The sequence below is a fragment of the Roseibium sp. M-1 genome, from assembly GCF_054515675.1.
In genome coordinates this window covers 2,675,797-2,700,457 of the sequence record NZ_CM137257.1, presented here as the reverse complement: position 1 = coordinate 2,700,457, position 24,661 = coordinate 2,675,797, and the positions used below count along the sequence as shown (strand labels likewise).

The following is a 24,661-nucleotide window of genomic DNA, read 5'->3' as shown; positions in this document are numbered from 1 at the left end:
GAAATAAAAAAACGGGGCCGAATGGCCCCGTTTTCACGTCTGCTACTGCCGCGCGCCGTCAGCCGGCGGGCAGAGCGAAATCTTAGAGCAGCTCGAGCTGAGCGGCCTGCTTGCCGCGGCCGCGGCGGTCGTCTTCGGCGACGAAGGAGATCTTTGCGCCTTCCACCGGCGTTCCGATGCCGGCTGCTTCAAACGCGGTGATGTGGACGAAGACGTCCTTGGAGCCGTTTTCCGGCGTGATGAAGCCGAAACCGCGGTCGTGGTTGAAGAATTTGATGGTGCCGTTCTCGCGCATGGAAGAACCTTTCCGTTGGTTGGATGCGACGCCCGTTTCCGGCCGGCGCGGATAAACGAGAAGTCAACAAGAAACGGAAAGCTTGTCATTTCAGAGCGGTGCTTGATGGAGCCCCGCCGAAGTCAGTCTAACCGGGTCTTTCGTGAGTCCCGTACAGCACGATCCGTGCCGATGGCCGGTAATGTAGGCCGCGGCGCTGGTTCCGGCAAGTACCTAGATTTTCGGCCGCGCCAAACCCTGGCCACAAACAAGCCAAATGCTGGTGCAATGGCAAAGTGACAGCATGTGACACCAGTCACAGAGCCTGACCGGGGGGCAGGGTAGTGTCGTCTCATGAACTGAGGCGGACATGTGGGCCTCACGAGACAGGAAGGACGCCGTCATGTTCAAGAAATTCGCAATCACCGCTACCGCGCTGGCTGTTGTTGCCGGTGCAACACTCGCCACGCAGACGACACCGGCACATGCCGCCAAGGGCTGGCAGGTAGGCGTCGGCATCGCCGGTGGCCTCGCAGCCGGTGCTATCATCGGTTCGGCACTGTCCCAGCCGCGCTATGTTGCCCCGCCGCCGGCCTATTACCCGGCTCCGCCGGCCTACTATCCGGCTCCGGCACCGGTGATCTACCGCCCGGCGCCGTGGACCCCGGCCTGGTACCAGTACTGCAGCGGCAAGTACCGTTCGTTCAACCCGAACACCGGCTATTTCCTGTCCTATTCGGGACAGTACCGTTTCTGTCAATAACGCCGGGCGCAATCGCCCTTACGGGCCTCCGGCACTCCCTCGCAAGGCGTTCCTCCCCCGCCTTGAGAGGGAGTTTTTCGTTGTTCAGACGCCGCCGGACAACCGCTTGGCGGCGCGCATGGTGGTTTCCAGCTGGTTGAGAAAACGCGAGCGGTCTTCCCTTGTGAAGCCGGGGCCGCTTTCGCGGATCTCGCCGATTTCACGCAAATGGGTGTTGAGATCGCGCATGGCGAGGCGCATGCCGATGCCGTCCTCGCGGAAGGGCTTGCCCGTCGGGCCGATTACGAGGGCCCCCGCCTTGACGCAGCGCGCGGCCAGGGGCACGTCGGCGGTGATCACCACGTCGCCCGTCGTTGCCCGTTCCGCGATCCAGTTGTCGGCAACGTCCGGACCTTCCGGCACCACCACCCGCTCCACCAGATCGCTTTCGGGCAGACGCATCCAGCTGTTGGAGACGAACTTGACCGGCACCTTGTGCCGCTCGCCGACCCGGAGCGCCTCGTCCTTCACCGGGCAGGCATCGGCATCTACATAAAGAACCGTCATTCCTGTCCCTTTCCATGCTGGCCGGAGAGATGTTCGGCTATGCCACCGGCCGCCCGATGGGCCATGGCAAAACAGGCCTGCAGCAGATAGCCACCCGTCGGGGCTTCCCAGTCCAGCATTTCGCCGGCGGCATAGACGCCGGGCAGTTTCTTCAGCATGAGGCGGGCATCGACTTCGTCAAGTGCGATGCCACCCGCGGACGAAATCGCCCGGTCTATGGAATAGGGGGCAGTCAACTGGACCGGAACGGCCTTGATCCGCTCCGCCAGCGCCTGCGGTTCGCCGGGCAACTCGCCCGCTTCAAACAGCAAGGCAAGTTCCACCGGGTTGAACCGCAGCACTTTTTTCAGATAAGTCGCCGCGGATTGTTTACCGCGCGGCCTGGAGAGCTTGCGTGCCAGGTCTTCGAGTGCAAATTGCGGTCGCAGATCGATGTCGAGCACCGCTTTCCCGGTTTGATTGATCCTCTCGCGCAATTCGGCGGAAAGCGCATAGACGGCGCCGCCTTCCAGGCCTTTTTCGGATATCAGCGCCTCGCCCTGTACCGTTACCCCCTCATGGCTGAGAGCGATCCGCTTCAGCGGCATTCCGGCAAAGCGCTGTTTCAGATAATCGCTCCAGGAGACCTCGAAGCCGCAATTGGCAGGCTGGAACCGGTTGATGCGGACACCATGGGCTTCGATCAGCGGCACCCAGGCAGCATCCGAGCCGAGTTTCGGCCAGCTGGCACCGCCAAGGGCCAGCAGGACGGCGCCCGGATGGAAAGATTTTTTCTCCCCTTCATCCGACGTGACCTCGATCGTGCCATCCGCCGCTACACCGCTCAGACTGTGGCGCGTCAGAAACTGGACGCCGTTCCGGTCGAGCCGCCTGAGCCAGTTGCGCAGCAGTGGTGAAGCCTTCATGGCGCGCGGAAACACCCGGCCACTGCTGCCGACAAAGGTCTCCTGCCCGAGATCGTGACACCAGGCGCGCAAAGCCTCCGGCGGGAAGTCCGCGATCAGCGGTGCCAGAAACGCTTCCGCCTCACGGTAACGCTTCAGGAAAGCGCCCAGTTCCTCGCTGTGGGTCAGGTTGAGCCCGCCGCGGCCCGCCATCAGAAACTTGCGCGCTGGCGAAGGCATTTGGTCGATCACCGTGACGGCATGACCTTTTCCGGCAAGCAGGTCGGCGGCATAAAGACCGGCCGGACCCGCGCCGGCGATCAACACCTCGGATGCACTCGCGGGGGTGAGTTCGGGCGGACTTTCAGTGTGGATGTCTGGAAGAACGTCTTGCATGCGGCCTTATAAGGCATGGCGGCGTCCAAAAACCACCATCGAATTGATAAGTCCCGACGCCAAATCCGCATTGTTTCCGCAAGTATTTGTTATCAGTCTCATGAGATCCTATTCCGGAAGTTGAGGTTTGCGAAGTTTCGCGTCACCTCCTTCGCAGGAAAGGAGCCGTGAATGGAGACCGGCACGGACCTGATTGTCGTCGCCGATCCGGACGAGAGCGTGCAGACAGGTTTTCAGCGCCTGTTCGGCAAACACATGAATGTGGTCTGCTTTCCGGAATCCGAAGCCGCTCTGTCGTTTCTGAAGAAGAACCATGGGGTTGCGGTAATCTTCTCCTGTTTCAATCTTCCCGGCCGCAGCGGCACGGCTTTTCTGAGAGCGGCGGAAACGATTGCGCCTCAGGCCGCGCGCGTAATGCTGACCCGGGAAAAATCGGCCGAATCCATCAAAAAGGCCCTGAACGAAGGCCATGCCTTCATGTACCTGGAAAAGCCCTGCCAGCCGACGGATCTGGTGGCGGCCATGGAAACGGCACTCGCTCACCACCGCCAGATCGCCAAGGACCGGATGCTTCTGGAGCGCACGCTCGCCGGGTCGGTCAAGCTGCTGATCGACATGCTGGCGCTGTTCCATCCGGAAGCCTTCCGCCGGACCGGGGCCGTGCGCAAGCAGGCGCTGAAACTGGCCAAGCATCTCGGCATGAAAAAGACCTGGGAGCTGGAGATGGCGGTGATGCTGTCCCCGCTTGGCGAGGCGCTTCTGCCCAAGCAGATCCTCGCCCGCTACCGCGCCGCCCGCAGCCTGACCGAGCAGGAACGGGACGTTCTGGAACGGGCACCGGCGCAGACGCGCGAACTCTTGAAAAACATTCCGCAGCTGGAGAAGGTATCGGAGTATCTCTACCTCTCCGCCCGCGGCTTCAACGGGTCCGGATTTCCAAAGGACGGCCCGACGGGAACGGAAATCCCGCTGATCGCCCGCATGCTCAAACTGCTGACGGATCTCTGGTATGCGAGCCCGGAGGCCGGCCCCGATGCTGCCGCCTTCGAGGCGCTCACGATCAACTGGCGCAAATACGATCCGAAGCTCCTGGAACTTGCCAAGAAAGTGCTGATGGACGACGTCCCGGAAGAACGCAAGAAGCACATCGCCCAGTGTTACATCCGATCTCTGCGGCCCGGCGACATCCTGGTCGACGACGCCCTCACCGAAAGCAGCCACGAGCTTGTGCTCTCCCGTGGCCATATGCTGACCCCGACCACCATCCGCCGGCTGGAACACTTCCACCAGACCGCCGGCGTCCGCCAGCCCATCCGTGTCGAGCGGCATCTGGTGAAGGAAGAGGTGGTGGTGGATACAGCTTAGGTCAGAGGTGGTTCGTTCCGGATTTGGCGGCTTCGCCGCTTACCCTGACTTTCGCCCAGACGGCCAGGCTCTTGCATATGCGCAACGCCCATATCAGGTGCGGTTGCAAAGCCAATTCCCTCGGGGTGACCCTCGTGCTTACCGGATGTCCTCTTTATTCGAGATTGCTTTCTTCTCCAGCAGTTCCGCCTCATAGGCCTTGGCAACGCGCAGGAACCTTGCATGGGCGTAGTTGAGGGAGAGGATCAGGCCCCACCAGCCGTATTTCCGGTATTTGCGGACGAAATAGGCCTTGAAGAAGCTGACCGGAAATTCCGTCAGAAGCCGGCTCTTCGGCAGTTTGCGGCCGCGGGCGCGCATGTCGTCCACCTGCATGCCGGAATAGCGGTTGTACTTGCCGACCTGGAAGTCGAGCGAGCGGATCGAACGGTGCGCCATGATGCCGGTGAGGTTGCCGATCCGGGCGCCTTCGTTCGGCCGGACCGTGTCGTGGACAGTGGAGTCCGAGAACCGGCCCTTGCGACGGTCATAGAGTCGGATCTGGTGGTAGCCGTAGGCCCAGTCGGCCGGGGCGGTCTCATGAGCATACATGTCGCGGATCATGATGCGCCAGCCGTCGGCTTGATTGTAGGAGCCATCGGCGAATTTCGCCCGAATCTCTGAGGCGAGGCCCGGCGTCACTTCCTCGTCGGCATCCAGATTGAGCAGCCAGTCGTTTCGGCACTGGTCTTCGCCATGGCGCTTCTGCGGGCCGTAGCCGCGCCAGTCGTGATGGACGACGCGGGCGCCAAGACTTTCGGCAACGGCAATGGTGCCGTCGCTTGAGCCGCTGTCGACGACAATGACCTCGTCCACCCAGCCGATGACGCTTTCGATCGGCCGTGCAATGCGGTCGGCCTCGTCCTTGGCGATAATGAAAGCGGAAAGCGGCAGGCGGTCGGTCATGAAGGATCCGGCAATGTTGCATACGGCCGGAACGGCACCGGCGCGACTATTTAGCCGCGCCGGGCGCTGATTTGAAGGATGAAATCAGGATTTGACGCGGGCAAAGACCGCATCGAGGCTTTGAAGCACGATCGCCTTGCCCTCGACGACGCCATCGAAGCCCGGCGCTTCCAGATCGCTCAGCTCAAGACCGGGCAGCGCCATCGTCACCGGATCGTGCCCGAGGTTGAAGGCGCACAGGATCGTCTCGCCCTGGTAGGAGCGGGTGAAGACCAGTGTCTCCCCCTCGCTGTCGAGGAAGGTCATGTCACCCTTCTTCAACGGGGCATGCGCTTGCCGCCAGGCGTAGAAGGCACGGTTGCGGTTGAGGATCGAGTTTTCGTCCTTGTCCTGCTCGAAGGCGGCCTGGCCGTAATGTTCCGGCGCGACCGGCAGCCAGGGCTCGACGTCAGAAAAGCCCGCGAAGGTATTGTCCCGCACCCACGGCATCGGCGTGCGGCAGCCGTCGCGGCCCTTGTATTCCGGCCAGAAGCGGATGCCATAGGGGTCCTGCAGCTTCTCGAAGGGCACATCCGCCTGGGTCAGGCCCAGTTCCTCGCCCTGGTAAAGGCAGGGCGTGCCGCGGATTGATGCGCAGAGCGCGGTTTCCAGCGGTGCGAAGCGGGCGAGGTTCAGGCCGTCGCCCCAGCGGCTGCCGACGCGCTTGACGTCGTGGTTGGAGAGCGCCCAGCTTGCCCAGCCCGAACCGATGCCGGCATTCATCTCTTCCACGATCCGGCGGATATAGGGCGCCGAATGCTGCGGCGTCAGCAGGTCGAAGCTGTAGGCCATGTGGATGCGCTTGCCGACTTCCGTGTAAGTAGCGGTCAGTTCCACCGCCTGGCCGTCCGCGCCGATCTCGCCGACGGAGGTCGTGCCCGGATATTCGTCCATCAGTGCCCGCAGCTTCTCCAGGAAAACGAGGTTCTCCGGCCGGGTCTTGTCGTAGAGATGGTCCTGGAAGCCATAGGGGTTGGTCGGATCGACCGTGGACGGCATTTCCGAAGCGCTGAGCGGCGGGTTGTCGCGCAATTCCGCATCATGGAAATAGAAGTTCACCGTGTCGAGGCGGAAGCCGTCGACGCCGCGATTGAGCCAGAAGCGGGCAGCGCCCAGCACAGCGTCCTGAACTTCCTCGTTATGGAAGTTGAGGTCCGGCTGGCTGGTGAGGAAGTTGTGCATGTAATACTGGCAGCGGCGGCTGTCCCACTCCCACGCCGGGCCGCCGAAGATCGACAGCCAGTTGGTCGGCACGGTGCCATCCGGTTTGGCATCAGCCCAGACGAACCAGTCGGCCTTTGCATTGTCCTTCGACGAGCGGCTTTCCTTGAACCAGGGATGCTGGTCGGAAGTGTGCGAGATGACGAGGTCGATGATGACCTTCAGCCCACGCTCATGGGCGGCGGCCAGCATGCGGTCGAAATCGGCCAGGGTGCCGAACATCGGGTCGACGTCTTCATAATTCGAGACGTCGTAGCCGAAATCGTCCATCGGCGAGGTGAAGAAGGGCGACAGCCAGATGGCGTCGACGCCAAGCGAGGCGATGTAGTCCATGCGCTCGGTGATGCCGTTCAGGTCACCGATGCCGTCGCCATTGGTGTCGTTGAACGAGCGCGGATAGATCTGGTAGATCACCGCGCCGCGCCACCAGTCCGGGTCTTTCGTAAGTGTCGTTGGCATATCAGCCTCCAGGCCCGTTTCGACTTCCTCGAACATTGCCGGTCTCCGTTCCGCACGGATCGGTCTTCTCCTGCACCTCTTTGAGTACTGCATGGAGTCCGGGCGGTCAAATGGGGTTCAAAGCGCTTTGAATGGCTATATCCGGCGGCTCCCAAGGTCAAGAGAGGGGGCTTCAAAAAATGGTGCGAATATCGGATTCGGTCAGCGGATCGTGAGAGTTGCAGCCATGGCCTATTTCGAAGCAGCGGGATGCTGCGGGCGCTGCCGGTCGAAACAGACATTAAAATCAGTCGAACCGCAGCCGAAAAGCAAAAACCGGCCCTGCAGAGCAGGACCGGTGGAGCAACTGAAAAATGTCGAAACACAAATTTGTCCGGAACGATTTTCTTGTACATGTCCAATGTGACAAGGATGTGAACAATTTTTTAACGCACGCCGGACGTGCATCTGAACCATGCTGCCTTGCAGAAATCTCTCCAATTCCATGAGCCATTATCCCTTTAGTCGATGCCAATTAAGTAGATGAAATATATATAAAAAGAAATTTGTTATTACGTTTAGGTCACTTTCTTCTTGCAAAGCAGCATGGAAGCTGGAACTGTCCAGCCACGCTAATCTTCCGTAAGGTGGAACCGCCTGTCAGTGGCGATCGCGAGCCGGGACCCCGGCGTCCATCTTGCGGGCATAACCTGGAGGAAGTGTCATGACGGCAGCCATGGTGGGTTGGGCACATTTGCCCTTCGGCAAGCATTCGGAAGAAACGGTCGAAAGCATGATCGTGAAGGTGGCGGTCGATGCCATGCACGATGCCGGCATCGCGCCGGAAGATGTCGACGAGATCTATCTCGGCCATTTCAACGCCGGTTTTTCCACCCAGGATTTCACCGCCTCGCTGGTGCTGCAGGCGGACCCCGCGCTGCGCTTCAAGCCGGCGACCCGCGTCGAGAACGCCTGTGCCACCGGCTCTGCCGCCGTGCACCAGGGCGTGCGCGCCATTGCCTCCGGCGAAGCCCGCTTCGTGCTGGTGGTCGGTGTCGAGCAGATGACGACGACGCCGGGCCCCGAAATCGGCAAGAACCTCCTGAAAGCCTCGTATCTGAAGGAAGAGGGTGACATTCCAGCCGGTTTCGCCGGTGTCTTCGGCAAGATCGCCGATGCCTATTTCCAGAAATACGGCGACCAGTCCGATGCGCTGGCGCGGATCGCTTCCAAGAACCACAAGAACGGCGTCGGCAATCCCTACGCACAGATGCGCAAGGATCTCGGCTTCGACTTCTGCCGCGCGGAAAGCGAAAAGAACCCCTTCGTCGCCGGCCCGCTGAAGCGCACCGACTGCTCGCTCGTCTCCGACGGTGCCGCAGCCCTGGTCCTGACCGACCCGGCCACCGCGCTCGGCATGAAGAAGGCCGTCGCCTTCCGCTCCATCGCCCATGTGCAGGACTTCCTGCCGATGTCCAAGCGCGACATTCTGAAGTTCGAAGGCTGCTCCAAGGCCTGGGGGCAGGCGCTCGGCGATGCCAACCTGGCGCTGGACGACCTATCCTTCGTCGAGACCCATGACTGCTTCACCATTGCCGAGCTCATCGAATATGAGGCGATGGGCCTCACCAAGGAAGGCGAAGGGGCAAAGGCCGTTCTCGAAGGCTGGACCGAAATGGGCGGCAAGCTGCCGGTCAACCCCTCCGGCGGCCTCAAGGCCAAGGGGCACCCGATCGGCGCCACCGGCGTTTCCATGCACGTGCTGACCGCCATGCAGCTTACCGGGACTGCCGGCGACATCCAGGTGAAGAACGCGGAAATCGGCGGTATCTTCAACATGGGTGGCGCGGCCGTGGCCAACTTCGTCTCCGTGCTGCAGGCGATGAAATAAATCCGGGCGCGCGGATTGTTGTTCTGACGAATGAAAGGCCGGCTCACCGGCCTTTCTTTTTGTCTATTTGAGGCCTGAAACGAGTAACTTTGATAATTTTGTCAGGGTTTATCGCCTGAATTAATCATTCAATTACCATAACCGGCGATTCTTCTGCCCAGAAAATGGCGGTGCGTGGGGCAACCGCTGATAAACGCGGGCAGATCATGACCAACCTGCAAAGTCTGAAATCCAAGATGATTGCCATCCTGGCAGTCGTATTCGTCGTTGTCGCAGCACTGAGCTTTGGCACCATCCGGAACTTGAGCGTGCTTGAAGAACAAGCCGGCAATCTGACGAAGGCGGTGGAGGTTGCGATCAACCTGGACGGCGCGGAGCTGGACGAAAAACGCAAGGCTCTGGAAGCGGAAGTAGCAAATTATCAGACCGCTGCTGCCAATGCCGACATGATGACCTATGCCAACCTGATCGTGGTGGTTCTCGCCCTTGCCGCAGCCGGGCTCTTTGTGATGCGCTCGGTCATCCTGCCGCTTGGCTCTTTCGCATCGGCCGTTGGCCAACTGGCCGAGGGCGATTACGGCGTTCATCTTGCCGAGAGCGAGCGCACCGACGAAATCGGCAAACTCGCCGCTGCCATCATGGTGTTGCGCGACGGCGCTTCGGAACGCGAACACCTGGTCGCCGCACAAAGGGAAGAAGACGAAAAGCGCATCCAGCGGCTGCGCCAGCGCGAGGACCTGACACGCTCGTTCCGCGGCAGCGTCACCGACCTGATCGTCGATGTTACAGGTACGATGACGAAGCTGGAGGAAACCGCCGGCATCCTGATCGATGTCGCCGACGACACCACGTCGCATGCGGAAGGCGCCGCTTATGCCTCCAACTCCGCACTCGGCAATGTCGAGGCCGTCGCATCGGCCGCGGAGGAGCTTTCCGTTTCGATCGAGGAGATCAACCAGCGCATCGCCTCGACGTCGGCCGTTGTCTCCGAGGCTGCGGAAACGACAAGCATCACCAACGGCAAGGTCGCAACGCTTTCAACAGCTGCCCAGGAAATCGGCGAAGTCGTGCAGCTGATCCAGACGATTGCCGAACAGACCAACCTGCTGGCCCTCAACGCCACCATCGAGGCCGCGCGTGCAGGCGAGGCCGGCAAGGGCTTTGCGGTCGTCGCCGCGGAAGTCAAGGAACTCGCCAACCAGACCGCCAAGGCAACCGAAAGCATCACCCAGCAGATCGCGGCCATCCAGGAAGCGACCACCGATGCTGCCCAGTCGATCCAGCAGATCACCGACATCATGAGCAACGTGACGTCGGAAACCTCGGCGATTGCCTCCGCGGTGACCGAGCAGAGCGCGGCAACCAGCGAAATCGCCCGCGGTGTCAACGAGGCCTCCAGCAGCACCCAGACCGCCAGCGACAGCGTCTCCGGCATGAAGGAAAACGCCGTCAGGTCCAAGGAGGCAGCCGGAGAAGTCAGCCAGGCAGTCAATCTGGTGGCCCAACGCACCCAGACGCTCACCCACCAGATCGAAGCCTTCATCAAGGACTTCGCCGCGTGATGTGACGGACGCAATACCGGAAATAAGAAAGCCGGCGATTTCGCCGGCTTTTTGCTGTTTGAACCCGATCGCTGTCGCAATTTGTCGTCATCCCGGCCGCAGCGAAGCGGAGAACGGGGCTGGAGAGCCCGGCCCCGTCGATTGAATGACGAAATGACCAGGTCATTTGCCGCCCCGGTCCCGGCTCGCGCTGCGCTTGGCCGGGATGACGATGGAAAGGTTAGGGAACTGTCCATCATGTGCAGGCAGCGAGTGAGCGGCGCCAAAGGACATCCAAAAACGGCACCCAAGATCTCAGCTGTCATTCCGGCCGCAGCGAAGCGGAGAGCCGGGACCGGGGAGCCCGGGCGGAATTGTTTCTCTACAAAAACGGCTGCACTCATTTCCTGGGTCCCCGTTTTCACAGGGATGACATCAGGAGCAAGGTGCGATCTGGAAAATTAGGTGCCTTTGGCCGATCACTCCGCCGCGCCCGCAACCGCCGAGAAAAAATCCGGGTCCGTCAGCTCCGGCGGGGAGACCGGGGCGCCGCCGCCTTCGCCGACATAGGTGTCGGCGACACCATAGATGAAGACGCCGCCCGCCTTGCGCTTGGCGATGGCGACCCGTTCGATCAGCTGATAGTCGCCGGCCTCGCAATTGGCATAGCTCGTATAAAGCGGTCTGCCGTTCTCGTTGATGCGTTCCGTGCCTGAGGAAAAGCTGCCTTCCGTGCATTTCTTCTGGCTGTCGGCGACGATCAGCGACATCAGCTCTTCTTCCGACTGGTAGCTTCCGGCCGGGAAGATATGCGCCGCAAGTGTCCTTGCGTCGTCGGCGGCGACCGCGTGGACGCCGTTGAGGTCTTCCTCGCGCTGGCCGTCCGGGATCAGTTTCAGGCCCGAGATCCCGGCGCTGCCCATCAGGTTGAAGAGCGCCTGGGTCGCCTCGACGGCGAGCTGCGGATCTGAGGCGGTGGTGGAGGGTGTGGTGGCCTGATCTTGCGTGGTTTGTGCCTGTGTCGTCGCAGCAGGTGCGCTCTGGCCGAGTCCACCCTGCGGCGCGGTGCCGGCAACATTGGCCGCACCCGGTGCAGCGCCGTAGCGCGCGACGTTCTGTTGCACGCATTTGGCAAGACGTGCCATCAGGCGGGAGGTGCCCGTCAGGCGGAATTCGTAATTGTAGGCGCCGTCATAGACATAGAGTGTCCGGCCGCGCCGGAAGCGGGTGATGATATAGCCGTTTTCCGGCATCTGCATGCGGGCGAGGTCCTTGGAGGTCGCCTTGGCGACACCCTGCTGCCAGGCACCGCCGTCGATGCGGTATTGCAGCGGAATGTCTGACCCGACATCCATGTTCCAGTGCGGCGCGGAAAAACCGATGGCCCAGTTGTAGGTTGTGTCGACCTGGACATAGAGCGTGATGCCGCTGCGATAGGCCGCCGAGGCGACGCAGGTCGAAAGGTGTCCGGTCTGGTCGTCGGTAAAGGCGCTGCCGTTCCAGCCCCCCTGGCGGAAATTCTCGACGATGGCCGCCTGGGCGTTGCCGAGGCTGCAAAGGATCCAAAGTCCGGCCGCAACCAGTGCAAGAAATGAACGCATCTTTCCCCCCGATGCCGCGGCGGAGACCCCGCCAGTCATCTGGAAAGGCTAAGCGATTTCCGTCACGGCATCAAGAAAAGGGACCGCATTCCAGCTGGGCCTGGTGCATTGGACTCAGCAGCTGAATCGCTTCCATCGACCGTATGAAGCCGATGAGGGGATCTCGAGGGTTTAATTGCGATGTTGAGCAAGACCAGTTTCGCCGGTTTAAACGATCTCGACGTCAGGCTTGCCGAATCGACGAATTTATACAATCACTGGTAGAGGTAGGTGTTGTCGTCCAGGCCGAAAGGTGCCGGTCTCTGGATGGCAAGCCAGAAGACAACCATGGGAACCGGCCGGCTGATGCATCAGCCGGGCTGGAAGTTTGAGGGTAACGGGATGTCAGCTGAATATACCGCAAAGGACCCGTCGCTTCCGCTGCTCATGCCTCAAGCAGTATTTCAACGGGAAATTTACGAGCCGGTCTCAGCCCTTGTAGACTATGTGAATGCTTTGTTTGGGAAAGGGTATTCCCCCGACACGCTACGGCAAGACCTGCTCGACATCTACGCCTTGGATTTTTATATCGCACAGGTCCACAACGGCGGGCATACCCAGTACCTCCATAATTGTTTCAAGAAGCGAGAGAGGTTTATGGAGGAGGCAGCACGGGCTGCCCGATCGATCGGACTGTCTGAAATTGCCGATCTGGTAGACCAATGTGCTGATTTCAACCGGAGGAACCCCGATTCTGCGGACAGACCGGATCGTTATGAAAATCCGGCAGAAGAATTGAAGGACCTGGACAGTGAGCTTTACGCGCTGGACTTCACGCCTGAGGAGCGGTCCGATTTTCTGAACAGTCTGCCGCCGGGGCATTGCGATCACTTGCGCGATAAATTCCGGATTGAGGCGGTGGACAAGACGTCGGCAGCCGTCGTCGCGGAAGTCGAGCGCCTGCTGCCGGAAAGAACCGATGACTATGCGGCGAAACGTGCTGCTGAGTTCGCCAGACCGTTCTACGAAAAGAAAGTGTCCAAGATCAGTGGACCGGAGCCATCGGATTACAAGAACGGCGAAATTGAAAGAAATGTCGAAAGTCTTGCCAGACGTATCGAGACTTTCCTTCAGGACCCGAAAACTGACAACCGCTCGAGTAAGCTGGCCGACGTGGTGCGGGAAAAACTTTTGGAGCCGGGGTACGGCGAGTTGTCTCGATATTCTCTGCATGTCGCAGCTTGGATCGCGCAGCACCCCGATCTGGAACTGATTCCCTCGGACGCATGGAATACCCGGATTGAGGCGATCGTGGCGTCCTCGCCCTTCACCGGTTTGGAGATGCAGCGAAGAGAGTTGGAGCGTGTGACAAGCGAACTGCCTGATGACGAACAGGTCGCAAAATCTGCAATCATCGCGATGCTTTCCAACGGCGATTGCAAGAAACCTACGTATGACTATCGCATAAACGATGCTTACCTCTGGCCGCGCTACAAAAAGGCGTACATTTTCAAGATGTCAGATAGCAAATTTTACTTTTGTATCTCTCCCGACAATCGGTTTGCCGTGCATTCAGTTGCAAAAAGCTGGAGCTTCCGTATGGCAAAGATTGCGATCCTAGCATTGCTGCAACTCGGTTTGATCCAGAAGTCAGAGCTGTGGGCATGGCCGACTTTGTATGCAGGCAGACCGTCGCCAAATTTTTTTTCCGAAAAGCGATCAGCTCTAACGTTGAGAATTTTACGCTGGTTGACGTCGTTTCCGGTCGAGGTGGTGGGAAAACGCTTTACCCACCGGGGAATTGTTCCCAACCTAGCAGCCAGGATGTGCGACTTGCATGTCCCGGAGGCCTACATGCAATGGAGCGAAGGCGCCGAGGAAACGTATCATTTCGGTTGGGGCATTCTGGAAAGCCTTGACACCGACGCGAGGCGATTGGTCTGGCGATTTCCGTTGGAGGACGAAGTCCACCAGATGGTTGCCTGTCCGGAGTTCGTCGAGTTTTCCGTCGTCGGGCAGAACCGCAAGGCAAGATACCAGGCGAGCGAGCTGTCCGACTTGAGAAGAAAACTTTCCCGGCCCGCCGATAGAAGCGGCTAAAACGAGAAGGTTTTATGGGCGGCAGACCGGTTGCAACTCGTCCCTACTGGATGGCTTCGATTGCCCGGGTGAAGCCGGTCAGGGGGATCTCGAAGGTCTGCCGGCGGTCGGCTGCAGGCGCGAAATCGATCTGCAGCTTGGTGCCGGCCTTCATGGCCTCGATCATTTCCGGTGTCGCGTCGGCCGAGATGAAGCAGCCGCGCTGGTCGCAGGTGCCGATTTCCAGTTCGCTGATCTGCTTGCCGTCGACGGCGAGCTTGACCTTGCCCGGCAGATAGAAGCCGAGCGGGGCCTGCATCTGGAACACCGGCGTGCCCTTGTTGGCCGGATAGATAACGTCGGCTTTGAACAGAAGCTGGCCGTTTTCCTTGACGCGCAGGCTCTGAGAAGTCTCGCAGATCAGCTTTTCCGCCGACCTCGACGGACCGGCGCAGCGGGTCTGCCACAACTCTTCCTGGGGAGGCTGTTGCGGCTGCTGTTCCTGGGCCTGGGCAAGCGCGGGCAGGCTTGCTGCAAGGCAGGAGATGACGGCAAGGCGCAGGGCGGACGGCAGGGGCATCAGGCTCTCCGTGATGGCAGGTTCCGATCGGCACAGACATAGACCGGTTACCGGCTGCCGTCACGCGGCGAAAAGGCCGGGCAGGCCCTTGTCCTTGGAAAAATTTTCTTCGCAATCGCGCCTTTGAAGGGTGCCGGGAATGCAAATCGGTCAAAGCGGACAAACGCAAAAAACTATTCCGCTTCGTCTTCGAGCTTTGAAATCCGGTGCCCGGCGCCGGAAACGGCCTCCCATTACATTAAGCCCATCAAACTGGGACCGGAGACCCTTTGAAATGGCGCGCCGCCTCGACACCATCGCGAAGACACTGAAAAAGCCGGAGAACCGGCTCGACGTGTTCCCTGCCTTCATGAAGGTGGCCGGTCGCCGGGTGATCGTTGCCGGTCATGGCGGTGAGGCTGCCGCGAAGGTGCGTCTGCTAGGCGAAACCAACGCCCGCATCGTCGTCGTCTCGAAGACGGCCGACACGGATCTCCGGGAAGCAATCGATCTCTTCGAGGCAGAACACATTGCCGAGGACTTCCGCAGCGAGCACCTGGCCGGTGCCGCGCTGGTCTTTTCCGCACGTGAAGACTGGGATCTCGACAAGGCGGTTGTGGATGCGGCCCGTGCGGCAGGCATTCCTGTCAATGCGGTCGACAAGCCGGAGCTTTGCGATTTTTACACCGGTGCCCTTGTGAACCGGGCACCGATTGCCGTTGCCATCACCTCCACCGGTGTCGGCCCCGTCCTGTCACGCCACATCCGTGCCCGCATCGAGGCGATGCTGCCGCGCGCAACCGGCGAACTGGCAAGGCTTGCCGAAAGCTTCCGCGATGCCGCCACCAAGGTGATCCGCGACGGCGGACTGCGCAGGGACTTCTGGGCGCGGTTCTTCTCCGGGGCCGTTGCCACCAATCTTTATGCCGGCAAGGCAGATGCTGCCCGCGCAGAGGCACAGCGGCTGCTCAACAGCATGGCGGACGGGCCGGGTTTCGTCTGGCTGGTCGGTGCCGGTCCTGGTGCCGAAGACCTGCTTACCCTGCGCGCGCAGCGCCTGTTGCAGGAAGCTGACGTCATCGTGCATGACGCTCTGGTTCCGGCCGGTGTCGTTGCCATGGGCCGCCGCGACGCGGAGCGCATTTCCGTCGGCAAGCGCAAGGGCGCGCATTCCGTGCCGCAGGCAGAGATCTGCGACCTGCTGGTCGATCTTGCGCGCGAGGGCCGCAAGGTCGTTCGCCTGAAAGCCGGCGATCCGATGATCTTCGGCCGTGCGGCAGAAGAAATGGAGGCGCTCCGCGCCGGCGGGATAGGGTTCGAAATCGTCCCCGGCGTTACCGCAGCCTTTGCCGCGGCCGCTTCCGCCCAGATCCCGCTGACCCTGCGCGGCGTCGCCTCCAACCTCGTCTTCGCAACGGGTCACAATGCCAGGTCGGAAACGCTGCCGGACTGGGCAGGTCTTGCACTCAAGGGCGCGACCGTTGCCGTCTATATGGGCCGCTCCGTCGCGGCTGCCGTTGCCGACAGGATGATCGGCGCCGGTCTCAAACCCGAAACTCCGGTGGCGGTGATCGAAAACGCCGCCCACCCGGACGAACGCCAATTTGCCGGAACCCTGGCCGACCTCGCGGTGCTGTCGAACCGCGAAGAGATCGACGGGCCGGTTCTGATCGTGATCGGCGAGGCCGTAGGCCATGCCGCAATGGACAAGGCCGAACCCCTGGCGCCGCAGATCGCCGCCCGGTTCGCCGCCGCCTGAATACGAAGAAAGTGGACGCAACCATGAAAGTCATTACCGCCAACCGCCTTCTGAACGGCGATGTCGTCTGGCTCGCCGAAAACGGCGCCTGGGTCGAGCGCATCACGCTGGCCAAGGTGTACGAGGGCAAGGACGCCGTTGCCGAGGGCCTGGCCGAGGGCGCGGAAGCCGAGAAGGCGCAGAAGGTCGTCGCCGTCTACGAGATGGACGTCACGCTCGAGGATGGCGTCATCGTTCCGGTGCGCCTGCGCGAAAAAATCCGGGCCGCCGGCCCGACCACCCATCCGGAGTTCGGCAAGCAGGCTCAGGCCGTATCGGCCTGAGACGAGACAATTGAGGGCAGGGCAGCGCCGTTGCAGGCAGCGCCCGCTGAGGAGAGCTTGGAAGATGTACCGTTACGACGAATTTGACGCGAGTTTTGTCAACCAGCGCACCGAGCAGTTCAAGGACCAGGTCCGCCGCCGCCTTGCGGGCGAGTTGACCGAAGACGAGTTCAAGCCGCTGCGGCTGATGAACGGTCTCTACCTGCAGCTCCATGCCTATATGCTGCGCGTTGCCATCCCCTATGGCACGCTGAACAGCCGCCAGATGAAGAAGCTCGCCCATATCGCCCGCACCTATGACAAGGGCTATGGCCACTTCACCACGCGCCAGAACATCCAGTTCAACTGGCCGCGCCTGGAAGATACGCCGAAGATCCTGGAAGAGCTGGCGGAAGTCGAGATGCATGCCATCCAGACCTCCGGCAACTGCATCCGCAATGTGACTGCCGACCATTTCGCTGGCGCTGCCGCCGACGAGATCGCCGATCCGCGTCCCTATGCGGAAATCCTGCGCCAGTGGTCGTCACTGCATCCTGAATTCTCGTTCCTGCCGCGCAAGTTCAAGATCGCCATCACCGGCGCGCCGAACGACCGTGCCGCCGTCCAGGTGCATGACATCGGCTTGCAGCTGACCCGCAACGCGGATGGCGAGATCGGCTTTGTCGTCTTTGTCGGCGGCGGTCTCGGCCGCACGCCGATGATCGGCCGCAAAGTGCGCGACTTCCTGCCGGAAGAAGACCTCCTGGCCTATTCGGAAGCGATCCTGCGCGTCTACAATCGCTATGGCCGCCGTGACAACAAGTACAAGGCCCGCATCAAGATCCTGGTGCACGAAACCGGCCTGGACGAGCTGAAGGCGGATATCGAAGCCGAATTCGAAAAGATCCGCTACGGCGTCCTGCGCCTGCCGGACGAGGAAGTGCGCCGCATCGAGGCCTATTTCGCACCGCCCCCGCTGGAGGTTCGCAGCGAGACCTCTGCCGCTGTCGAGGCGCGCAAGGCAACGGATGCGGCTTTTGCCCAGTTCGTCGCCCATAACCTCAACCCGCACCGGGTGCCGGGTTACACCTCCGTGACGCTCTCCATGAAGCCGATCGGCGGCATCCCGGGCGATGCGTCGGACGACCAGATCGACGTGATCGCGGATCTCGCCGAGGAATTCGGCCATGACGAGCTGCGCATTTCCCATGAGCAGAACGTGATCCTGCCGCATGTGAAGCTGGACGACCTGCCGAAGCTGTTCGACCGCCTGGTCGCGGCGAAGATCGCGGAAGGCAATGCCGGTCTCATCACCGACATCATTGCCTGCCCGGGAATGGATTACTGCGCGCTGGCGACGGCCCGCTCCATCCCGGTCGCGCAGCGGATTTCCGAGCGCTTCGGCACGGCGGAACGCCAGGCGGAGATCGGCGAGCTGAAGATCAAGATCTCCGGCTGCATCAACGCCTGCGGCCATCACCATGTCGGCCACATCGGCATTCTCGGCCTCGAAAAGAAGGGCGAGGAATTCTACCAGGTGACGCTCGGCGGCTCGGCCAACGAAAATGCGTCCATTGGCGAAATCATCGGCCGCGGCTTCTCTTCCGAAGAAGTGGTCGATGCCATCGAAAAGCTGGTCGATACCTATCTCGGCCTGCGCGCAGGCAAAGAAGAGACCTTTCTGGACGCCTACCGGCGGGTCGGGGAGGAGCCCTTCAAGGAGGCCCTATATGGCGCTGCATGAGACATTCAGCTTAGGCGTCGACCCGGAACTGGGATTGCAGGCGGAAGTCGCCGCCCTCAATTCCCAGTTCGAGGGCGCGACCGCACATGAAATCCTCAGGGCCGCGATCCGGCACCAGTTTGCCGGCGGCATCGCCATGGTCTCCAGCTTCGGCGCGGACAGCGCGGTGCTGCTGCACATGGTTGCCCAGATCGATCCGACGACGCCGGTCCTCTTTGTCGATACGGTGAAGCTGTTCCCGGCAACGATCGCCTATCGGGATGAACTCATCGAAAAGCTCGGCCTCACCGACGTGCGCACCGAGAAGCCGTCGAAGGACGACCTTTCCAGGCAGGATCCGGTCGGAATGCTCTGGATGAGCGACACCGACACCTGCTGCCATATCCGCAAGGTTCTGCCGCTGGAGCGTGCGCTCGACGGCTTCGAGGCGTGGATTTCAGGCCGCAAGCGGTTCCAGAGTTCATCGCGCGCCAATCTCGACTATTTCGAGGCGGACGCCGGCCGCATCAAGGTCAATCCGCTGGCGGACTGGACAGCGGCCGAAATTCTGGATTATGCGAAGGCCCACGATCTGCCGCCGCATCCTCTGGTCGCGCAAGGTTATCCCTCCATCGGCTGCCTGCCCTGCACCAGCAAGGTCGCGCCGGGTGAGGATGCCCGCGCAGGCCGCTGGCGTGGCCAGGACAAGACGGAATGCGGCATCCACTGGCCGACCCATGGCAAGGAAGTTGACGGCAGCGGCATCTGACCGCTTCCCGTTTTGGATTTGTAAGGACGCGAAGAATGGCAACGATTTACATTGACGGCGACTTTGCCGAGGAAAGCTGGGTCAGGGCTGATGCGGAAACCGGTGCGTCCGTCTCGGGCGATGCACTCGTGCCGCAGACGCTTTTCCTGACGGACCCGGAAAGCTATCTCGCCCGTGATGGGCGCACGGCAGTAGTCGTCGAGGCCGGGGACGATGTCGAGGAGATCGAGGCCTTTCTCGACCGGCTGGCGCTCGTCGCCGTCGACTTCCCGAGCTTTTCCGACGGCCGCGGTTTTTCCGCAGCGCGCATCCTGCGCGAGCAGATCGGTTACAAGGGCGATATCCGCGCGACCGGCAAGTACATTCTTGACCAGGTCCCGCTCGCCCGCCGCTGCGGTGTCTCCTCCTTCGAGATCTCCAAGCCGGAAGTGCTGAAGGCGCTGAAGGCCGGCGAATGGCCGGAAGTCACGAAATATCTGCAGCCGGTTGGCACCGTCGTCGAAATCCCGGCCGGCACCCGCCCCTGGGCCCGCCGCTCGCAGCGCGACCTCGCAGTCGCCGCGGAATAATCCGACTGGAGCTGTCCGGCCGAGTGCCGGGCAGCCTTTTTCTGAAATCTATTTTTTCAGATCTCTTCGAGAATCTTTTCAGCCGCGTTGCCCGCTTGAATACCCCGGCCCTCATTGAGGTCCGGCCTCAGTCCGTCCTTGCATGTTTTTCGAAGCATTCCACCCAGGCATTTGCTTGTCTTTATCGGGCAAAGGATGTCGGGTGAGGCAGGGAATAGTAGTTCAGTGGATTGAAACATCCCGTTACAGGCTGTGAATCGCCTTGTCACAAGTCTGACTTATTATACGGCATATGGTTCGGCAGCAAAGTATCTGCCGGAAGACGGAAATCCGCACACGGGGCAAGGTGGCGGTTATCCGGAAGCGCCGGGGCGTTGCCTCATTTTTTCCTGAAATCCATTGCCGCAGGCCCGTCCGGGCCGTCAGCAGGAATGTCGTTCAATGCCCGTCAGTCGCACCCTGGAAACACTGTTCGATCTGAGGAAGCCTGTCGAGAAGACCAACAAGGTGCTTGTGGTCGGCGTCAGCTCCAAATGGTCTCTCGGCCTCGCGATCGGCGAGCACATGCACAACAGCGGCTGGCAGACCGTGTTGACGTCGCGCCGGCCCGAAAAACTTACCGCAAAGGCACCGCACCACGACATCCGGTTCCTGGACTATCCGAAGTCCATCGACGCAATCAGTGACCTGACCGACCTCACCGGCATGGTGTTCTGCCTCGCCAAGACCGATCTTTCCGACGCCGGCCAGGGCGGGCTTCTTGGGGTCAGCGAAGAAAATTTCCTGAAGACCATCAGCACCAGCTGCTACGCCTTCATCGCCCTTGTGCGCGAAGTGCAGCGCCGCAATCCCAAGCTCCGCTCTGTCGTCGCACTGACGTTCCTGGGCGGGGAGAGGGTTGTTCCGGGCTACGAGATGCTCGGGGTCGCCAAGGCGGCGCTGGAGCATTCCGTCCGTGCGCTGGCCGCAGAACTCGGCCACGAGGAAGTGCGTGTCAACGGTGTCTCGGCGGGTGCCATTCCGACAACCTCCTCACGCATGCTGCCGGATTTTCGCAAAGTGCACGAGGTCCTGTCGCGCCAGTCCTTCCTGCGGCGCGGCGTTACCGCTGAGGAAGTCGCCGGGGCGACCGCCTATCTCCTCAGCGAACAGTCCGGCGGCATGACGGGTGAGATTATGCAGGTCAATGGCGGCCTGCGGCACACGGTCGTTTAAAAGCCTTCCGGACTGAGGCCCCCTATCGGCAGGTCAATCCCGGTTCGCCTTGTTGATCTCCTGTACCCGGTCGATCTGGCTGAGCAGGATATCCACCAGTTGCGGCTCGAAATGGCGGCCGCGTTCTTCATGCATCAGGCTCAAGATGTCCTCCAGCGGCCAGGCATGCTTGTAGCAGCGCTCGCTGCCGAGGGCATCGAAGACGTCCGCGACCGCTGTGATGCGACCATAGAGATGGATATCCTCGCCGCTCTTGTCCGAAGGATAACCGCCGCCGACCCATTTCTCATGGTGGTCGCGGGCGATGATGGCACCTGCCTGCAGCACCCGGCGCCGAGAGGATTTCAGCATGTCGTAGCCGAGCGTCGTATGGGTCTTCATGATGTCCCATTCGTCAGCGGTCAACTTGCCCGGCTTGTTGAGGATCGCGTCCGGAATGCCGATCTTGCCGATGTCGTGCAGCGGCGAGGCAAATCGGATGATTTCGGCCTCTTCCTCCGAGAGCCCATATTCCAGGGCGATCAGCTTGCTGATCTCGGCAACGCGCTTGACATGGTGGCCGGTTTCGTTGGAGCGGGTCTCGATGGTTTCGCCGAGGATATAGACCATCTCGCTCTGGGTCTGTTCCAGCTCGTTGAGAAGATCAACATTCTCGAAGGCGATGGCGACGTTACGCTCGAAAAGCCCGAGCAGCGACCGGTCGAGTTCGCTGGGTTCGCCGCATTGGGCACGCAGGTAAAGCAGCCTTTCAACGCCCTCCCTGTTCCGGATCAAACCGGTGTAACTGTCCTCGGTGATCGCGCCGCTGCCGCGGGCGAGCGCCGAGGAAAGCGCTTCCTGAATCTGCCGCGAACGGACCTGCGACAGGGGCGATCCGACATGGGGCAGGAACCGGCCGAGAGCGCCGGTCACATCGAAACCCGTTGCGGACCGGCGGACCGCAAGCGCGTCGGTCTGGCAGTTCGGGTTGTCGCGGCCGGCCTGGACCAGAACGCTCAGCTGTTCGAGCACACCTTGCGTGAACAGCTCCGGTGATTGCAGCTCGAAGATCCTGGCGGAGGCCTCGATCACTGCTTCCAGGCCGCGCTTGTTGCGCTCCAGCTCGACGATATCGCGATAGGATCTCAGCGAGGCATACATCAAAGTCGACAGTTTGCGCGAGGTGAGTTCGGTCTTTTCCTTGTAGTCGTTGATGTCGTAGCGCGCGATGACATCCCGCTCCGGTGCCTGGCCGGGCTGGCCGGTGCGCAGCACGATGCGGACGGCGTTGTTGCACACCTCCTCGCGGATAAAGCGCGCCACTTCGAGCCCGGCCGTTTCGTTCTCCATTACCACGTCAAGCATGATGAGCGCAGTGTCCGGGTGCTCGACAATGGCCTGGCGGGCTTCCTGTCCCGAATAGACCGAGACGAACTGCAGGGGCCGGTCGTCAAACCGGAAACCGGACAATGCAAGCCGCGTGACCTCGTGGATAGAGTGTTCATCATCGACCAGCATGATCTTCCATGGCCGGCCGGTGTCGTCGGCATATTCCGGCTCATCCGAAAACAGGATCTTTTCGTTCGGGTTCATCATTTATTGTCCTGTGGCGGTGTCAACGGAACGGTAAGATGAACCGAAATCCCCTGACCAGGCATGCTTTCGCACACAACGGTGCCGCCAAGTTTCTTGGTGGCCAGATTATAGACGATATGCATTCCAAGACCGCTGCCGCCGCTTCCGCGCCTTGTCGTGTAGAAGGGATCGAAGATCCGGGTCAGCACCTCCGGCGAGACCCCCTTGCCGGTGTCGCTGTAATGGATATGCGCGATGCGCCCGGTACGTGTCGTGTCGATGGTGATTTCCCCGGTCTGCCCGTCCTCGAAGGCATGAATGAGCGAATTCATCACCAGGTTTGTGACGATCTGCGACAAGGCTCCGGGGAAGCTCGTCAGTACGATGTCCCGGTTGCCCGTCACTTTGATCGTGTGTGGCGTCTTCTTTGTCTGGGGCAGCAGGCTGAGCAGGATTTCCTCCAGATAGTCGACCAGTTTGAAGGTCCGCAGCTCGTCGCTGGACTGGTCGACGGCTACCTGCTTGAAGCTGCGCACAAGATCGGAGGCCCGGTGCAGGTTGGAGACGATGATCTTCGAGGATTGTCCCGACAGGTCCAGAAACTCGTCCAGGCCACGCCGCGTCAGGGCTTCGTTCGACACCAGCTTGGCAATATCTGCGACCTTTTCCTCCAGGAAGGTTGCAGCTGTCAGGCCGACGCCGATCGGCGTGTTGACCTCGTGTGCAAGGCCTGCGACCAGCCCGCCAAGGGAGGCAAGCTTCTCGGCCTGTACCAGTTCCTTTTCCGCCAGCTTCTGGTCGGTAATGTCATAATGCCAGACGATGGTCGCGGGAGAGTCCTCGAATTCGATCGGAATGGCGTCGTGCAGTCCCCACCAGGTGCTGTCGTCCACACGCCGGCGTTCCATGACGAAGCGGCTGAAGCCCTCGCCGCGGGCGACACAGGCTGCCGCCGTTTCAAGGTCGGAATCCAGCACGAAGGTCTTCTCGAAACCGTAAGTGTCGAGGTCTTCCATCGAACCTGCATGAAACAAGTCGAGAAAGCGCTGATTGGCATAGATGCGCTTGAGCGGATTGATGCGCAGGATCGATATGCCGGCAGAGGAGCTGTCCAGAATCTGCCGCAGACGTGTTTCGCTCTTGCGCAGGTCTTCCTGGATCCTGCGGCGGTCGGCAATTTCCTTTTCCAGTTCGCTGGTGCGTTCCACAACCAGCTTCTCCAACTGGTCGCGGTAACGCTCGAGCTCCAGCTGGTAATTGCGGATCTCCGTGATATCGGCGGTCGTGCCAAACATTCGCAAGGGTTCTTTGGTCTCGGAAAAGGCGACTTGCCCCTGCTGTTCCAGATAGCGGTCGCCGTCCGGTGTCCGGACCCGGTGGACGACGCGATAGGGCGCTTCCTCGCCCGGGGCCATGGAGCGCTGCATTTCCCGGGCGACCGCCTCCCGGTCGTCGGGATGGACCGCCGCCATGTAGGCTTCGGAAGACGGCGGCACCGCGCCCGGCTGGTAGCCGAGCAAACGGTATTCCTCCTCCGACCAGCGGGCGAGGCCGGTCTTCAGGTCAAGATCCCAGTTGCCGAGCCTTGCCAGCGATTGTGCTTCCCGCAGGAGCTGCTCGCTTTCCCGAAGTCCCGCTTCCGTTTCCACAAGGTCCCGGTTCAATGTGCGCTGACGGGTGAAGATGATCAGGAGAACAAGCGCAACCACGACTGACGCCACGATCATGATCTGGTACTGGGCGCGCAACAGCCATTCGTTTGTCTGGATTTCGAGGAAGGCGTCCTGAAAATCCACCCAGATCTGCTTTTCGATCCGCTCGGTAAGAAGGTAGATGCTGCGGGTATTGCCGTTGATCGTCTGGAGCGACTCGGTATCGGGTGCAAGGCCGCGTACCTGCATCAGTTCCAGGTTCTCCCGGATCAGCGGAACGATTTGATCGCTCAGGTTATCCCGGTCAGTATAACCGTTGACGACGAAACCGAGCGAGGCCTTGACGTAGTTCTTTGCCTGCCGGAGCTGGGCTTCATCGGAATTGTGCACGGCCAGCAGATAGGTTTCGAAACCGCGTTCCGTCAGCAGCGCCACCTTGAAGGTCAGGCGCATGGCGTCCGTCATACGCATGGTGGAGACGGATTCGGCAATTCTCGCAGGCGCCTGGTTGTGGGCGTAAAAGAAATACGCACCGGACGAGACCAGTGTCAGCGCAATCAATGCACCGGCAATAATATAGGATCGCCTCCGCAAATC

The 24,661-nt window shown here is 61.0% G+C and carries 20 protein-coding genes; 11 read left to right on the top strand and 9 right to left on the bottom strand.

Going from position 1 to position 24,661, the window contains the following annotated elements; all coding sequences use genetic code 11:
• Nucleotides 1-82: 82 nt before the first annotated feature.
• On the bottom strand, nt 83-295 hold the full coding sequence (locus ACX3M4_RS12165) for a cold-shock protein (RefSeq protein ID WP_459358843.1): 213 nt from the start codon (nt 293-295) through the stop codon (nt 83-85).
• Nucleotides 296-677: 382 nt separating this feature from the next.
• Here ACX3M4_RS12165 and ACX3M4_RS12160 point away from each other — a divergent pair, with 382 nt between their 5' ends.
• Complete coding sequence (locus ACX3M4_RS12160; protein ID WP_459358842.1) at nt 678-1,037, top strand: BA14K family protein; 360 nt, start codon at nt 678-680, stop codon at nt 1,035-1,037.
• Between the two features lie 84 nt (nt 1,038-1,121).
• Here the strand turns inward: ACX3M4_RS12160 and ACX3M4_RS12155 are convergent, their stop codons facing one another.
• On the bottom strand, nt 1,122-1,583 hold the full coding sequence (locus ACX3M4_RS12155) for a YaiI/YqxD family protein (RefSeq protein ID WP_459358841.1): 462 nt from the start codon (nt 1,581-1,583) through the stop codon (nt 1,122-1,124).
• Nucleotides 1,580-2,863, bottom strand: a complete 1,284-nt coding sequence (locus tag ACX3M4_RS12150; protein ID WP_459358840.1) for a BaiN/RdsA family NAD(P)/FAD-dependent oxidoreductase — start codon at nt 2,861-2,863, stop codon at nt 1,580-1,582. Before ACX3M4_RS12150 ends, ACX3M4_RS12155 begins: the two co-directional genes overlap by 4 nt.
• A 171-nt stretch (nt 2,864-3,034) precedes the next feature.
• On the opposite strand from ACX3M4_RS12150, the gene ACX3M4_RS12145 reads away from it, so the two are divergent.
• Nucleotides 3,035-4,228, top strand: coding sequence for an HD domain-containing phosphohydrolase (locus ACX3M4_RS12145; protein WP_459358839.1), 1,194 nt, complete (start codon nt 3,035-3,037; stop codon nt 4,226-4,228).
• 138 nt (nt 4,229-4,366) lie between these two features.
• Here ACX3M4_RS12145 and ACX3M4_RS12140 read toward each other — a convergent pair whose 3' ends face one another.
• Both ACX3M4_RS12140 and ACX3M4_RS12135 read right to left on the bottom strand, forming a co-directional pair.
• Entirely contained in the window at nt 4,367-5,173 is an 807-nt protein-coding gene (locus ACX3M4_RS12140) for a glycosyltransferase family 2 protein (protein ID WP_459358838.1), read from the bottom strand.
• 84 nt (nt 5,174-5,257) lie between these two features.
• A complete protein-coding gene (locus ACX3M4_RS12135) occupies nt 5,258-6,892 on the bottom strand; it encodes an alpha-glucosidase family protein (protein ID WP_459358837.1) in 1,635 nt (544 codons plus the stop codon).
• 703 nt (nt 6,893-7,595) lie between these two features.
• Between ACX3M4_RS12135 and ACX3M4_RS12130 the strand changes: the two genes are divergently transcribed.
• Nucleotides 7,596-8,762, top strand: coding sequence for an acetyl-CoA acetyltransferase (locus ACX3M4_RS12130; protein ID WP_459358836.1), 1,167 nt, complete (start codon nt 7,596-7,598; stop codon nt 8,760-8,762).
• A gap of 206 nt (nt 8,763-8,968) precedes the next feature.
• Nucleotides 8,969-10,324: a methyl-accepting chemotaxis protein gene (locus ACX3M4_RS12125; protein WP_459358835.1), complete on the top strand. Its 1,356-nt coding sequence runs from the start codon at nt 8,969-8,971 to the stop codon at nt 10,322-10,324.
• Between the two features lie 458 nt (nt 10,325-10,782).
• Here ACX3M4_RS12125 and ACX3M4_RS12120 read toward each other — a convergent pair whose 3' ends face one another.
• Nucleotides 10,783-11,904 (bottom strand): hypothetical protein, encoded by a 1,122-nt coding sequence (locus ACX3M4_RS12120; RefSeq protein ID WP_459358834.1) that lies wholly within the window; start codon nt 11,902-11,904, stop codon nt 10,783-10,785.
• A gap of 306 nt (nt 11,905-12,210) precedes the next feature.
• Here ACX3M4_RS12120 and ACX3M4_RS12115 point away from each other — a divergent pair, with 306 nt between their 5' ends.
• The gene (locus ACX3M4_RS12115; RefSeq protein WP_459358833.1) at nt 12,211-13,983 is read left to right on the top strand and encodes a DMP19 family protein; all 1,773 of its coding nucleotides are present in this window, start codon (nt 12,211-12,213) and stop codon (nt 13,981-13,983) included.
• Between the two features lie 43 nt (nt 13,984-14,026).
• Here the strand turns inward: ACX3M4_RS12115 and ACX3M4_RS12110 are convergent, their stop codons facing one another.
• Nucleotides 14,027-14,542 (bottom strand): invasion associated locus B family protein, encoded by a 516-nt coding sequence (locus tag ACX3M4_RS12110; RefSeq protein WP_459358832.1) that lies wholly within the window; start codon nt 14,540-14,542, stop codon nt 14,027-14,029.
• Nucleotides 14,543-14,816: 274 nt separating this feature from the next.
• On the opposite strand from ACX3M4_RS12110, the gene cysG reads away from it, so the two are divergent.
• The 6 genes from cysG to ACX3M4_RS12080 all read left to right on the top strand — a co-directional run bounded on the left by cysG (nt 14,817) and on the right by ACX3M4_RS12080 (nt 20,858).
• Nucleotides 14,817-16,280 carry a siroheme synthase CysG gene (gene cysG, locus ACX3M4_RS12105; RefSeq protein WP_459358831.1) on the top strand — a complete coding sequence of 488 codons (1,464 nt, stop codon included), beginning with the start codon at nt 14,817-14,819 and terminating at the stop codon, nt 16,278-16,280.
• A 23-nt stretch (nt 16,281-16,303) separates the two neighbouring features.
• Entirely contained in the window at nt 16,304-16,603 is a 300-nt protein-coding gene (locus ACX3M4_RS12100) for a DUF2849 domain-containing protein (RefSeq protein ID WP_459358830.1), read from the top strand.
• Between the two features lie 64 nt (nt 16,604-16,667).
• On the top strand, nt 16,668-18,326 hold the full coding sequence (locus tag ACX3M4_RS12095) for a nitrite/sulfite reductase (protein ID WP_459358829.1): 1,659 nt from the start codon (nt 16,668-16,670) through the stop codon (nt 18,324-18,326).
• A complete protein-coding gene (locus ACX3M4_RS12090; RefSeq protein WP_459358828.1) occupies nt 18,313-19,074 on the top strand; it encodes a phosphoadenylyl-sulfate reductase in 762 nt (253 codons plus the stop codon). Before ACX3M4_RS12095 ends, ACX3M4_RS12090 begins: the two co-directional genes overlap by 14 nt.
• A gap of 35 nt (nt 19,075-19,109) precedes the next feature.
• A complete protein-coding gene (locus tag ACX3M4_RS12085; RefSeq protein ID WP_459358827.1) occupies nt 19,110-19,643 on the top strand; it encodes a DUF934 domain-containing protein in 534 nt (177 codons plus the stop codon).
• A gap of 441 nt (nt 19,644-20,084) precedes the next feature.
• Complete coding sequence (locus tag ACX3M4_RS12080) at nt 20,085-20,858, top strand: enoyl-ACP reductase FabI (RefSeq protein WP_459358826.1); 774 nt, start codon at nt 20,085-20,087, stop codon at nt 20,856-20,858.
• Nucleotides 20,859-20,891: 33 nt separating this feature from the next.
• On the opposite strand, the gene ACX3M4_RS12075 is transcribed toward ACX3M4_RS12080, so the two are convergent.
• Nucleotides 20,892-22,433 (bottom strand): response regulator, encoded by a 1,542-nt coding sequence (locus tag ACX3M4_RS12075; protein WP_459358825.1) that lies wholly within the window; start codon nt 22,431-22,433, stop codon nt 20,892-20,894.
• Nucleotides 22,430-24,658: a PAS domain-containing sensor histidine kinase gene (locus tag ACX3M4_RS12070; protein WP_459358824.1), complete on the bottom strand. Its 2,229-nt coding sequence runs from the start codon at nt 24,656-24,658 to the stop codon at nt 22,430-22,432. Before ACX3M4_RS12070 ends, ACX3M4_RS12075 begins: the two co-directional genes overlap by 4 nt.
• Nucleotides 24,659-24,661: the final 3 nt, after the last annotated feature.